Annotated in this window: 14 protein-coding genes; 2 read left to right on the plus strand and 12 right to left on the minus strand. The window is 61.2% G+C overall.

Translation table 11 applies throughout. From position 1 onward, the window contains the following. Positions 1 to 9: 9 nt before the first annotated feature. From DOM41_RS10385 to DOM41_RS17795, 12 genes are all read right to left on the minus strand, one after another. Positions 10 to 1,044: a LacI family DNA-binding transcriptional regulator gene (locus DOM41_RS10385; protein ID WP_110686797.1), complete on the minus strand. Its 1,035-nt coding sequence runs from the start codon at positions 1,042 to 1,044 to the stop codon at positions 10 to 12. A 956-nt stretch (positions 1,045 to 2,000) separates the two neighbouring features. Further along, positions 2,001 to 2,768: an ABC transporter ATP-binding protein gene (locus DOM41_RS10390; RefSeq protein WP_110686798.1), complete on the minus strand. Its 768-nt coding sequence runs from the start codon at positions 2,766 to 2,768 to the stop codon at positions 2,001 to 2,003. Continuing rightward, positions 2,768 to 3,544, minus strand: a complete 777-nt coding sequence (locus DOM41_RS10395) for an ABC transporter ATP-binding protein (RefSeq protein ID WP_110686799.1) — start codon at positions 3,542 to 3,544, stop codon at positions 2,768 to 2,770. The genes DOM41_RS10390 and DOM41_RS10395 overlap by 1 nt, the downstream gene beginning before the upstream one ends. A gap of 9 nt (positions 3,545 to 3,553) precedes the next feature. Next, entirely contained in the window at positions 3,554 to 4,543 is a 990-nt protein-coding gene (locus DOM41_RS10400) for a branched-chain amino acid ABC transporter permease (protein WP_110686800.1), read from the minus strand. A 1-nt stretch (position 4,544) separates the two neighbouring features. After that, a complete protein-coding gene (locus DOM41_RS10405; RefSeq protein ID WP_110686801.1) occupies positions 4,545 to 5,459 on the minus strand; it encodes a branched-chain amino acid ABC transporter permease in 915 nt (304 codons plus the stop codon). A 114-nt stretch (positions 5,460 to 5,573) separates the two neighbouring features. After that, positions 5,574 to 6,695 (minus strand): branched-chain amino acid ABC transporter substrate-binding protein, encoded by a 1,122-nt coding sequence (locus DOM41_RS10410; protein ID WP_110686802.1) that lies wholly within the window; start codon positions 6,693 to 6,695, stop codon positions 5,574 to 5,576. Between the two features lie 419 nt (positions 6,696 to 7,114). Beyond that, positions 7,115 to 8,416 (minus strand): NAD(P)/FAD-dependent oxidoreductase, encoded by a 1,302-nt coding sequence (locus DOM41_RS10415; RefSeq protein ID WP_110686803.1) that lies wholly within the window; start codon positions 8,414 to 8,416, stop codon positions 7,115 to 7,117. A 40-nt stretch (positions 8,417 to 8,456) separates the two neighbouring features. Beyond that, the gene (locus tag DOM41_RS10420; protein ID WP_110686804.1) at positions 8,457 to 9,119 is read right to left on the minus strand and encodes a GntR family transcriptional regulator; all 663 of its coding nucleotides are present in this window, start codon (positions 9,117 to 9,119) and stop codon (positions 8,457 to 8,459) included. 166 nt (positions 9,120 to 9,285) lie between these two features. After that, a complete protein-coding gene (locus tag DOM41_RS10425) occupies positions 9,286 to 10,227 on the minus strand; it encodes a dihydrodipicolinate synthase family protein (RefSeq protein ID WP_110686805.1) in 942 nt (313 codons plus the stop codon). Positions 10,228 to 10,284: 57 nt separating this feature from the next. After that, the gene (locus DOM41_RS10430; RefSeq protein ID WP_110686806.1) at positions 10,285 to 11,268 is read right to left on the minus strand and encodes a 4-hydroxyproline epimerase; all 984 of its coding nucleotides are present in this window, start codon (positions 11,266 to 11,268) and stop codon (positions 10,285 to 10,287) included. Between the two features lie 305 nt (positions 11,269 to 11,573). Then, entirely contained in the window at positions 11,574 to 11,741 is a 168-nt protein-coding gene (locus DOM41_RS17790) for a hypothetical protein (RefSeq protein ID WP_245391806.1), read from the minus strand. An 83-nt stretch (positions 11,742 to 11,824) separates the two neighbouring features. Then, entirely contained in the window at positions 11,825 to 12,028 is a 204-nt protein-coding gene (locus DOM41_RS17795; RefSeq protein ID WP_245391807.1) for a type IV toxin-antitoxin system AbiEi family antitoxin domain-containing protein, read from the minus strand. Between the two features lie 110 nt (positions 12,029 to 12,138). Here DOM41_RS17795 and DOM41_RS10445 point away from each other — a divergent pair, with 110 nt between their 5' ends. Both DOM41_RS10445 and DOM41_RS10450 read left to right on the plus strand, forming a co-directional pair. Further along, positions 12,139 to 12,582: a phage virion morphogenesis protein gene (locus DOM41_RS10445; RefSeq protein ID WP_110686807.1), complete on the plus strand. Its 444-nt coding sequence runs from the start codon at positions 12,139 to 12,141 to the stop codon at positions 12,580 to 12,582. 202 nt (positions 12,583 to 12,784) lie between these two features. Then, on the plus strand, positions 12,785 to 12,985 hold the full coding sequence (locus DOM41_RS10450; RefSeq protein WP_110686808.1) for a hypothetical protein: 201 nt from the start codon (positions 12,785 to 12,787) through the stop codon (positions 12,983 to 12,985). Position 12,986 lies beyond the last annotated feature (1 nt).

Below are 12,986 nucleotides of genomic sequence, written 5' to 3' on the forward strand. Positions count from 1 at the left end.
CGGCCGGCTTCAGCCCGGGAACGGGGCGCCGTGCGAAGGGAGGGGATCGACAAAAAGTTCGGGGGAGATAACGATCTCGCGACTCGCCACGCCGGGATCGTTGATGGCCTCGAAGAGCAGCGTGAAGGCGTCGCGCCCCAGCTGATAGGTGTCATGGGCGGCGCACGGAATCGAGACATCGAAGATATCGGCATAGGGAAGACGATCGATACCGAAGACGAGCACGTCGTCTCGAGATATCCCGGCATCGTGAAGGGCACGCATCGCCCCCAGGGTAATCAGCTGATTGAAACCAAACACGGCCTCGGGACGCTCACCGTCACGCAGATACGCCGCCATGTCGCGATAGGCCGGGGGCAGTGTGTAGTCACCGGGACGCTGCACCAACGTAAGGTCGTGCCCTGCCTCGGCATAAGCCTGCTGGAAACCCGCCAGGCGACGTTCCGTGATGTGCGATTCACAAGGGCCCGTCAACGCCAGCACGCGCTGGATTCCCTTTTTTACCATTAGCTGCCCCAGGAGCTTTCCGGAGAGGTGGTTGTCGAGCACCACCCGACTGAAGTCCGGCACGTTCAAGATGCGGTCGAGCATCACTACAGGCAGATGGGTCGCGCGCAGACGCTCGAGATAGGCCGGGAGGTAGTCGTCCGCATCGGAACTGGGCGAGAGAATGATCCCGGAGACCTGATAGCTCAGCAGCGTCTCGATCGCCACCGCTTCCCGCGCCGGCGAGCCATCCGTGTCGATCAGCATGATGGTGTAATCATACTGTTTGGCCGCCTGCGAGATCGCCTTGATGACTTCGCTATAAAAAGGGTTATCCACGCTGGCAGTGACAACTCCGATCAATCGATTCTTGCGGCTACGCAGATGACTGGCAAAAGCATTCTGCACATAACCCAGCTCCCTGGCCGCCGCCAGAATTCTGTCGCGGGTTTCTGATTTGACCTTTTCGGGTTTATTCAGGGCCCGCGATACCGTCATATCGGTCAGCCCAACATGCCTGGCAATATCGCTGATTGTGACCTGGCGGCGGCTACTCATCGAAGACGCCTATCCCATCGCCTTTATGCAGAAAAGAGATCATCAAACACCTTTTAGACTTGGCGGATCCCGCTCCATCCCGGGCTTCGATATCGATATTATCGGCCGCACAACCCACATCAGCAAGCTTTTGAGCGCGCGCGCTCAGCCTGCGTAAAACGGATCAGCCTCGTCAAAGATATTTTTGAACTCAACGCCCTGTTTACATGAAAGATTTCGTACCGATCGCAAACTCTCTCGCAAACTCGTATGAACGCCAGGCCCGATTAATCCGCTTGAGTCCACCTGACTGACCGAGGCTATTGTCGGCCCAACGGGCAAACAAACAGCGAACTGATATAACGCTCGAGAAAACGACTTAACGCTTTGCACCCGCGAATCACGAGCCCCTTCCCGTCGTATTGGCAATGGGAGAGTGCACGGATAGGCGAAAACCTTTTCGAGAAGTGGCCTTTAATCGCGCAGGGCGCTGGGACGATCGATGTTCTACGGCAAGCGGTGTCACAAGGGCTGGCAATGATCGTTCCGTAGGATTGGAGTTTTACCTGCCCTGGAGGCAATCGCGCAATGCGCCGTCAACCGGACTCGCGTGACTGCGAAAGCCGAACGACCCGCTGCTCGCCTGCGCCATCACGCGGCCGGCCTCAGTCGTCGGGTGCGACTGATCACCGGACGCCGCGGCGTGGAGTGGCGTGCCGTGGCGTAACTTAGAGTGGGAAACCACACAGCGTGCAGGGGAAGGCGACCCGGCACGAAGGCTCTCTTGGCGTCGCGGCGGAAGGCGGCGGGCCGCGCCACACGGGCGCCCCACCATCATGCGGGACATGACCGCGCATCCCTGGAATCACGGCTGGCGCCAGGCATGACGACTGATGCCAGCCATGACAGGCGGGGTCTGCAATGAATTCGCCGTGGCGGGAGAAGAGCGCTCGACGCCCCGTGCTGCTGGCTCCCGCCTAGTCACCCATGCCCAGGTAGGCTTTCACGATCGACTCGTCTTCACGCAGTCGGGCCGCCTCGCCCTGCATGCGAATCGTGCCGTTCTCGATCACATAGGCATAGTGCGCGAGACGGAGTGCCAGACGCGCATTCTGCTCAACCAGCAGAATGGTGGTGCCCGCCTCGTTCAGGCGCTTGATGATGCGCATGATGTCGGTGACGAGTTTCGGCGCCAGGCCCATCGAGGGTTCATCGAGCAGCATCACGCTGGGACCGTGCATCAGCGCGCGTCCCATGGCCAGCATCTGCTGCTGCCCACCGGAGAGCAGAGAGCCGTCCTGGTGGCGCCGCTCATGCAGAATCGGAAAAAGCTCATAAACCTCGTTGAGCCGTTGCCGCCGCACCGCGCTGTCCTTGACGGTAAAGGCGCCAAGCTCGAGATTTTCCTTGACCGTCAATCCGCGCAGGATGTGTCGTCCTTCGGGCACGTGGACCACGCCACGACGGGCGATCTCATGCGCCGCTAGTTTGGAGATCGACGCGCCTTCGAGTTGAACGTCGCCTCGCTGCGCTCGCACCAGCCCCGACACCGTCTTGAGCGTGGTCGACTTGCCGGCCCCATTGCTGCCCAGCAGCGTGACGATCTCGCCTTCGTGGACATCGAGCGACACGCCCCGCAACGCCTGAATCTTGCCGTAGAAGGCTTCGACATCACGGATGCTGAGACGCACGTTACCGGGGCGGGCTACGCTGAGCGCGGGATCAGGTCCGATATAGGTTTCCATCACAGTGCCAGTTCCTCATCGTCCTGACCGAGATAGGCCTCGATCACTCTGGGGTCGTTCTGCACCGTTTGCGGATCGCCCTCGGTGATCAGACTCCCGTGGTCCAGCACGCTGATCTGCTCGGAGACGCTCATCACCAGGCTCATGTCGTGCTCGATCAGCAGCACGGCAACGCCGCGTTCATCACGAATGCGCCGAATCAGCTCGATCAGCGCGTGCTTTTCACTGGTATTGAGTCCCGCCGCCGGCTCGTCGAGCAGCAACAGCTTGGGTTGGGTCGCCAGGGCGCGGGCAATTTCGACGCGACGCTGATGACCGTAGGAGAGGTTGGTCGCCAGGCGCTCCTGATAGTCCAGCAGGCCGACGAACTCGAGACATTCGAGACTGGTCTCGAGAATCTGGCGCTCTTCAGCACGCTGACTGGGTAATCGAAGCACCGCCGCCAGAGCCCCCGACCGCGTCCGGCAATGCTGGCCTGCCATCACGTTCTCGAGTACCGACATCTCTCGGAACAGCCGGACGTTCTGGAAGGTTCGCGCAATGCCGAGCCGGGTGACGGCGTGCGGCTTGCGCCTGACAATTCGCTCGCCATCCAGGGTGATATCACCCGCCTGGGGCCGGTAGAAGCCGGTGATCACATTGAACATCGACGTCTTGCCGGCACCATTGGGGCCGATCAGACTATGGATTACCCCCGAGTCGACGCCAAAATTGACGTCATGCAGTACGGTGTTGCCCGCGAAGCTCAGCGACACCTGTTTCAGTTGCAGCAGCATCGCTTTCCCCTAGGAACGTTTCTCGGGCCAGATACCACTCGGCCGGAACAGCATGATCAGCAGCAGCAGCACGGCGAAGATCAGCAGTCGAAGCGTGCCGAACTCGCGGAGTAATTCCGGTCCCAGCACCACGATGAAGGCCCCGAGAATGACGCCCGGAATCTTGCCCATGCCCCCCAGAACGACCGCCAGTAGAATCAGCACCGATTGCTGAAAACTGAAACTTTCCGGCGAAATGGCCCCTAGATTGACCGAGAAGAAAATGCCCCCGACCGCCCCGAAGATGGCCCCGATGATATAAGCCGCCAACTTGGTCGCGACGCGATTGATCCCCATGGCCTCGGCGGCATCTTCATCATGTCGCACGTAGAGCCAGGCCCGTCCGAGACGAGAATCGAAGAGTCGCTGACTGGCGATATACGCCAGTACGGCCAGCACGACGAAGACGTAGTAGAAATCGATCGAATTATCGATGTGCCAGCCGAAAAGCGACGGCTCGGGAATGTGAGAGAGACCACTGGCCCCGCCGGTAATCTCCAGGTTGCGGGCGGTAAAACGCACGATTTCACCGAATCCCAAAGTCACGATCGCCAGATAATCGCTGCGTAGCCGCAACGTGGGGCCACCGATAATGACCCCGGCGAGCGCCGCCGCCATGATGGCAAAGGGTATGGCCGCCCAGAAATTGATGCCGAACTGCTGTGTCAGGATCCCCACCGTATAGGCACCGACGGCGAAGAAGGCGGCATAGCCGAGATCGAGCAGCCCGGCATAGCCGACCACGATATTGAGTCCCAGACACAGCACGACATAGAGCAGTGCATTGGTGAGGATCACCGTCGTGTATTGGCTCGAGACCCAGGGTGTAATGATCAGGATGGCGATGATGACCGCATGAAGAAACCGTCGTCTTCCCGGGGATTCGAAGGCCGCGTAGAGACGCTGAAAGAGGTTTCGGGGTTTGGGCTCGTCCGTTGTCGGTGCTGAATGATCGTTCATATCACATCCTTTCCACTTCGGATTTGCCGAGTAATCCCGTGGGCTTGAACACCAGCACCAGGATCAGGATCGAGAAGGTAAAGACATCCTTCCACTCACTCCCGATGAACGGAATATGCGTACCGAAGGACTCCAGCAATCCCAGGATCAGACCACCGAGCATCGCGCCTGGAATACTGCCGATACCGCCGATGACGGCTGCGGTAAACGCCTTGAGTCCGATCAGAAACCCCATGAAGTACCAGATGCTGCCGTAGTACGCGCCCGCCATGGTGCCTGCCGCGGCGGCCAGCCCGGAGCCGATGAAAAACGTCACCGCGATCACCGCAGACACGTTGATCCCCATCATTCGGCACATGTCCTTGTCGATGGAGACTGCCCGCATGGCGCGACCGTATAGCGTTTTGGAGACGAACAGCTCGAGGCCGATCATCAATACCCCGGCGGTCGCGACCAGCACGATCTGGTTGTAGGAAAGAAACAGGTTGCCGAGGTTGAAGCCGCCAAACCCCAGTTCGGTACGAAAGGCGGTGTACTGGCCGCCGGTCAGTGCCAGCGCGGCATTCTGCAGCACCAGCGAAACGGCCAGCGCAGTAATCAGAATCGACAGTCTCGGCGCACCGAGCATGGGGTGGTAGGCGACTCGCTCGATCACCACGCCGAGACATCCCACCGCCAGCATGGCCAACAGCATGGCGACGAAGATGCCGAGCCAGCCCGCGCCGAGAAATCCCGACACCAGCGACAGGCCGCCGAAGCCGACGAAGGCGCCAGTCATGTAGAGATCGCCATGGGCGAAATTGAGTAGTTTGATGACCCCGAACACCATGGTGTAACCGAGCGCCACCAGGGCGTAAAAGGAGCCCAGCACCAGCCCGTCAACGAGCTGCTGTAGAAAAGAGTCGTACCAGGTCATGAGCGTGCATCTCTGGACAGCGGGAAGTCAGGACGACCGCGTTGCAGGCGCATTGTCAGCAACGCGGATCGTCATTTCCGGCTCGAGCCGATGCCCGAACCGGAAAACTAGCCGTTAGGGTTCGTAGCGGGTCCAGTTGCCGTCCTGACCTTCGAGTACCACGAAGTTGCTGCGCGACAGAGTATGCTCCGGGGTAAAGGCGACCGGCCCGGCCAGCCACTCCTGACCGTCGGCGCTGTTCAACGCCGAGATGATGGCATCGCCGTCTGTCGTACCGGCCTTGTCGATCGCCCAGGCCATTAACTGCAGCCCGTCGTAGGCGAGCGGTGCATAGGGCCCCGGGGAATTATCGAACTGCGCGTTGTAATCGCTGATGAACTGCTGGGCGGCTGGCAGAAAGTCGGCGGTGGGGTTCGAGAATGCGAACACGCCTTCAGCGGCCTGACCGGCGATGTCGAACAGTTTAGGCGAGTTGGAGCCGTCACCCACGGCGATCAGCCCCTGAAATCCCCGCTGACGAAGCTGACGGATCAGAAGGCCGCCGTCGGCGTAGTAGGCGGTCCAGAACACGGCATCGGCACCGGAGCTCCGAATCTTGTTGACCAGCGCGGAAAAGTCCTGCTCCCCCTTGTTGACGTATTCGAACGCGGAGACGGTATGGCCAGCTTCGCTCCAGGCGTCGCGGGTCAGGTTGGCCAGATCCTGTGAATAGGCATCGCCCTGATTGACGATGGCCAGCTTCTCGATCTCTTCGCCTTCGAAGAAGTCGAGGGCGGTCTTGGCCTGATCGTTGCCGGTCGAATTGATCATCACCGCGTTGCCCGGATTGGCCGGGATCAACTGCGTCGAGTTGGCCGCCACGATGACGAACGGAATATTGGCGTCGCCATAGACCTTGAGCGTGGGCTGGGTCGCGCCGGAACAATATCCGCCCACGACACCGACGACTTCCAGCGAGGCGAGCCGGCTGGCCGCATTGACCGACTGCTGCGGATCACAGGCGCTATCGCCGGACACCAGTTCGATCTGGCGGCCACCCAGCAGCCCACCGTCGGCATTGATTTCGTCGGCAGCCAGCGAGATGGCGTTGAACATATCCTTGCCATAGGTGGCTTCAGAGCCGGTCGTCGGCACCTGAACGCCTAGCGTAATGGGATCGTCCTGCGCCAGAGCAAGCGGTCCAATGGCGACATTAACGAGTGCCGCGGACGCGACCCACTTGAGAAAATTACCCATACCGCAATACTCCTTTCAGTGCTTTTGATTGTTCGTCATTGTTCTATGCGTACTGCAAAGGGGTGGGCGTTACGCCCTGTCGTACCGGGACTACATCAAACGCGGTGCCTTTTACTCCGCCAGCCTTCACCCCGCGAGCTTTTCATTTCGCGAGCCTTTCATTTCGCGAGCCTTTCATTTCGCTAAGGGAAATTACGTTTTTATCGCTTTCATCACTGACAGTAATAATTTGTATAAAATATACAAGCACGCCGTCAAGCCGTGTTTCGTCGTCCCGATCTGCCCGTCGAATCCCATCTTATACGGCGCTTTCGTCACGGCAATTTTTTGTCATGTTTTTCAGACAATTCCCGACCCAAGCCCCTCAATATCCTGGCTCACCAATCGCGCAACGCGAACCGATTGGGCCCACTTCATACCTAGCCGAAGCGGGCGAGCCGATAGGGTTCCAGAGGCGGTAGACCGGGACGCTTCATCGCGGTATCAAGCGGCGAAGAACCCTCAGTGCCGGCGAGAGTGGCAATGATCTCGGCGGTGATCGCCGCCTGGGTCAATCCGAGATGATGGTGGCCAAACGCCAGCAGCACGCGGCCCTTTTCCACTCGGTCGATAATCGGCAGGGAATCCGGCAGAGACGGGCGAAAACCCATCCATGGCGTCGCGCCCTCGGCGTCGAGATCCCGCTTGAACAAGCCGTGGCTCAGGCGATGCAATTGCCACGCCCGCGCCATGTTGGGCGGTGCATTCAGCCCCGCGAATTCCACGGTGCCGGCCAGCCGCAAGCCGGTTGCCATCGGCGTCATGATGAAACGACGCTCCAGCGAGGTCACCGCGAACGGCAGGCTGTCGTGTTCGCGAGGTAGCATCAGGTGATAACCCCGCTCGGTATCCAGCGGCACGCGCTTGCCGGTGAGTTGAGCGGTCAGCGCTGCCGAATGGGCGCCACAGGCGAGCAGCACGCGACTGGCCGTCAACTCACGCCGATTGGTGACGAGCCGGACACCGGTCTCGGTCACTTGCGCCGAGCCCACGGTTTCCTGAGAGAAGCGCACGCCCTGCCCTTGGGCGGCGTCGACCAAAGTCTGGATGATCCACGATGGGTCCAGTACGTGACCCGTGCCGGGGAAGAACAACCCGCCCAGCAGCGCCGTCGATAGCTGCGGCGCCTCCTGCTGGATCGCTTCGCGCTCCCACCGCTCGACCGGCACCTTTTCGTGGCACATTCGCGATTCGAGCGCCTCGAGCTTGTGGCGTGACTCGGACTTCTCGTAAACCAGGAGCGAGCCGTCGGCTTTCAGCAGGTGAGCGCCGTTGACCGATGCCAGCAGGCGCTGCCAGGCCGCCAGACTGAGCGCATTGAGGGCGCCGATACCGGCCACGCTCTGGGCGAACGGCGTCGAGCGCAGGTTCAGCATCAGGCGGGTCAACCACGGCAGCGCGCGTGGCAGGTACTTCCAATCCAGCCGCAGCGGACCCATCGGATCCATGAGCATGCCGGGTAGTGACTTCAGGATCGAGGTATCGGCAATCGGAAAGACCTGCTCGGTGGCCAGATGCCCGGCGTTACCGTAAGAGGCGCCCCGTCCCGGTTCCTGAGTGTCGAGTACCACGACCCGGTGACCCTGACGAGCCAGCGCCAGGGCACTGCTGACGCCGATGAGGCCCGCGCCGACGACCGCGATATCGGCATCAATCGGCGCCGGATGGGGAGAATTCGACATACGCGACCTCATGTCCAGGACAGTAAAGAGCCGGCGGGGCTCAGGCGCTGTTCAAGCTGTTCTCCAGCACCGCCACAACGCTTCCCGCCGCTTCCTTGATATGGGTTTCCAGTAACTGGCAGGCCTTCGCGACATCGCCCTGCCGCGCGAGCTTCAGCAACTCGCGATGTTCCCGTTCGGCCTTCTCGATCTTGCGGGTATAGAGCAGCTGCATGCGGATATAACGCCCCGCCTTGGTGTTCAACTGGCCGATGATCGCCAGCGTTTCAGGCAGCCCCGAGGGCGCATACAGGGCGTGGTGAAACGCGAAGTTGTAGTCGCCCCAGTTCCCGATCTGACTACCGGAATCCAGCGCCGCGTCGTACTGGTCAAGGATGGCCTCGGCCTGGTCGAGATCCGACGCTGTCAGATTCGGGATCGCATACCGCAAGGCATGCGTCTCGATCAGCACGCGCAGGTCGAACAACTCCCGTACCGCGGCCACGGAAAGCTCGGTGGTGAACGCCCCGCGGTGGGCGTGGAACTCCACCAGGCCCTCGGACTCCAGGGTCAGCAGGGCCTCCCTGACGGGTATGCGACTGACGTCGTAATCTCTCGCCAATGCATCCTGGCGAAGCTGGGAGCCGCCCTTGAACTCGCCGCTGAGAATGCGCTCGCGCAGATCATCCGCGACGTGCTGGGCTCGGGTCTTGAAAGTCGCCATAGATCGGTCGTCATCGTCATTGCAGCATTTTGCATATTGTATACAGCACACAATTGACTCACCACACACCCGCGGGGCGCGCCGGCCTTGGGCCATTCGCGCCAGCCGAGACGGGCGACAGGCCGACAGTCTCCCCCGGCAGCTCGACCCGGCACGGCGTCGCCGCTCACCCCGCCTGGACCGACCACTGCGTATACCACTCACGGAACAGCGCGTACTGGGCCTCGACATAACGACGCTGTGCCTCGCTCAAGGCATCGCTTTCGTTGAAGTGCAGCGCGTAGCCGCTGTCGCCGTTGAGTACCATCAAGTGCTTGTAATACAGCACCAGGTCCACGCCTTCATCGAAGGAAGACAGCACGTTGAGTGCCGACTCCAGCTCCCGAGCCCGGCGCCGGGCCTCGAGATCGCCCCTGGCGGCTTTCTCGCTCAGCGCGACCAGCTGCAGGACTTCGCGGGGCAGTGCGTTACCGACACCGGTAATGGCGCCAGTGGCCTGACAGTTGACGAAGCCGTGCACCACCTGGGTGTCGACACCGACCATCAGGCTGACGTCGTCATCCTGTGAAGTGATGTGCTCCGCTGCATAGCGCAGGTCTTCAGCCCCGCCGAACTCCTTGAAGCCGATCAGATTCGGATGTTCGCGACGTAGCGCAAAGAACAGTTCGGCGCGCGTGGCAAAGCCGTAGTGGGGGCTGTTGTAGATCACCGCGGGCAGTTCGGCAGCGGCTTCCAAAATGGCCGAGAAATGCGCTTTCTGGGCAGCCAGCGAGGTGCCGCGGGAGAGGACACGCGGAATGACCATCAGCCCCTGCGCCCCGACCTTGGCCGCATGCGCCGCGTGGGATACCGCTTCCTTCGAGTTGACGGCCCCGGTACCGACGATCGTGGGAACCCCGGCGGCGACCAGTCTTGCCACCCCTTCCTGACGCTCGGCTTCGCTGAGCAGCGGCCAGTCGCCCATGGAGCCGCAGTAAACCACCCCACGCATGCCGAGATCGACGAGCTCGCGCCCCTTGGCGACCAGCGCATCGTAATCCGGCGTTCGGTCGGCAGTGCAAGGGGTCATCAGGGCAGGAATACAGCCGGTAAAGATGGAGTCGCTCATGGTTGTCCTCTGGAAAGGCTGGATGGTGTGTCGTTCGACAGCGGAATTGGCGTGCCGCTAGGTCGCGGTAATGCCCCACGCGAAGGGGTCGTTGTCGTCGATCAACAGCGTGGCGTCGGCGCTGAGAAACGCGCTGCCCTTGATGAAGGGGCGGATAAGGGCACTCGCTGGCTCTCCCGCTTCTTGCGCCTCCCACTCAAAATGCCCCTCGAATCGGCTGCCGGTGATACTGGACTGAACCCAGCGCTCCCCCGCCGCCAATTTGCCGTCAGCGGCCAGGCAGGCCAGTTTGGCGCTGGTGCCGGTGCCGCAGGGCGAGCGGTCATAGGCCTTGCCCGGGCACAGCACGAAGTTGCGGCTGTCGGCGGGTTCGAGGGACTCGGCAGCCGTGGCAACGTCATCGGCAAACAGCTCGATATGGTCGATATGGCCCCCGTGCTCACCGGTGATCGCCTGTGCGTCCAGAGCCTGACGGATCGCCCAGGTAAAAGCCGTCAGTGCCTCCTCGTTGGCAAGGGTCACCGCTTGATCGTGCTCGCCGACCAGGAAGAACCAATTGCCCCCCCAGGCAATATCACCACACACCAGACCATAGCCGGGCACCTCGACCGGGACGCGATGGCGATAGCGGTAGGCGGGCACGTTTCGCACCGTCACCGCGCCGTCTTCGTGCAGGGTGGCACTGACGGGGCCAACGGTCGTGTCGATCCAGTGGTCCCCCGGCTGGATCAAGCCGAGATGATGCAGGGACGCGACCAAACCGATCGTGCCGTGACCGCACATGCCCAGATAGCCGGTGTTGTTGAAGAAGATGACGCCGCAGGTCGCGCCCGGCGTCACGGGCTCACAGTAGAGCGCACCGACGAGAACCTCGTTACCACGCGGTTCCAGCAGGCAGGCGCGACGCCAGTGATCGTGGGATTCCCGCAGGGCATCCCGCTTCTCGGCCAGGGTGTCGCCCGGCAGGGTCGGAAAGCCCTCCATGACAAGACGGGTCGGCTCGCCGCCGGTGTGGGAATCGATGACATGGATGCGCTTCATGACCATTTTTCCTTCGTGTGGGCGAACCGACCACTCGCCTGGCAAGGGTCAGACTATAGAACGATGATTCGTTGGATTGTAGATTTTATACAATCTTCAAACGCGTTTGTGAAGGGGTCTTCAGCCCCCTCACCCCGAACCGAGCTGCCGAAGGCCGGCTAGAAACGTATGGTCGCGACTCACGTCCTATCGCTGAAAAGAACCCAATGGTAATAGGTCGTGCCGAGCTTCACGGTTGGTGCCGACAGGTAACCGAGGCCATATTCCCTCCCCGTAAATCGACGGGCGGCCGGATCGAAGGCTAGTTAGTTAAAGCTGACGGCGATCCTGACCGCGTGCTGATGCCATCGCTTCGCGGTTAACGGAGAGATAGCCGTGCCGCCCTGAAGGGCGAAGCCCGGCTCGGCGTTGAGAAACGGCAGCAGCGAAACCAGCAGACTGACCTGTTCGTGGTAGCGAGCATCAATCGGCATGCACGAACGCCTCCGGCACCGCCACGTGATACTCCCTGTCCAGCTTGCCGCCCTGGCAGAGCTGCCGCTTGCCTTTGCCGAGATCAAGTCGACGTGGTTCCAGACGACCGTACCTGGCATGCCCGGCGAGCCAGCAACAGGAAGGTCCGCTTGGTTCTCACCGAACGGCATTCCTTTAGCAATGCCTGCAGCCGGCGCGGGCGCCTGCGATAACGGCAGAGCGTCGATAGAAGTGCGGGATAGAGAGAGGGACTTCGAGAAGGTAAAGCCTGCCGCGTGGGAGGCACCCACGCTAGCCCTCATCAATGCCAGGCGGCAAAGGGGTCGGTAGCCATACCGAGGACAGGCGCTCTCAGTGTGTACCGCCCGTGCCTATCGATAAAGACCAGGAGCCAGCATGTCCATCACCATCGACGACGACCAGGTACTGCTGGCGCTCAACACCGTGCAGCAGCGCGCGATTCGCCTGCCGCCCGCGTTCAAGGCGATCGGCGAGGCGGTGGTTGCCAGCACCCATGAGCGGTTCCAGGAGAAGGAGGCACCGGACGGCACGCCCTGGACGCCACTCTCCGAGACCACAGTCGAGCGCAAAGGCCACGACCGCATCCTCGAGGGCGAGACTCACCAGCTCGCCCGGCAGATCCACTACGAGGCGAGCGACGACGCCCTGGAATGGGGCAGCTCCATGATCTACGCCGCCATGCAGCACTACGGCGGCGAGCAAGCCGAGTTCCCGCATCTCTGGGGCGACATCCCCGGTCGTGAGTTCCTGGGCGTCTCCAGCGACGACCGCGACGAGGTGCTGGATACCCTCTCGCTCTACCTCGAAGGCGGATTGTGATCGATCGCCTGTGAGGCGCTGTGAGGCGTTCGCGGCGGCTGGGCGCTATGATGATCCTTTTTTTGCTTTAAGGCCCGTTAGGCGTGCGTTAGAAAGCCAAAACGCTTATATTTGAGCCATAGGGCACCGCGAATCCCTGTCACTAATAGTCTTGAGCACAGGTCGCGAATAGACCATCCGCACCCAGCGCAGGAGGCCAGCCATGTTTGACAGTATCAAAAAGCGCTTTTGGAATAGCTACGATGAAGCGCGTGCAGCCGCCGATGATGTCGCACCCTACTACATCGTTGGCGATGGCATAATGACGGCCCGATCATCTGAGGTGGTGCGCTCGCGTACTTTTCACGAACAGATGAATGCTTCTGCTGTTCTTGAACAGCAGGTCGTCATGCGCCGCCGTTAAG

The sequence above is a fragment of the Salinicola aestuarinus genome, assembly GCF_003206645.1.
GTDB lineage: Bacteria > Pseudomonadota > Gammaproteobacteria > Pseudomonadales > Halomonadaceae > Salinicola > Salinicola aestuarinus.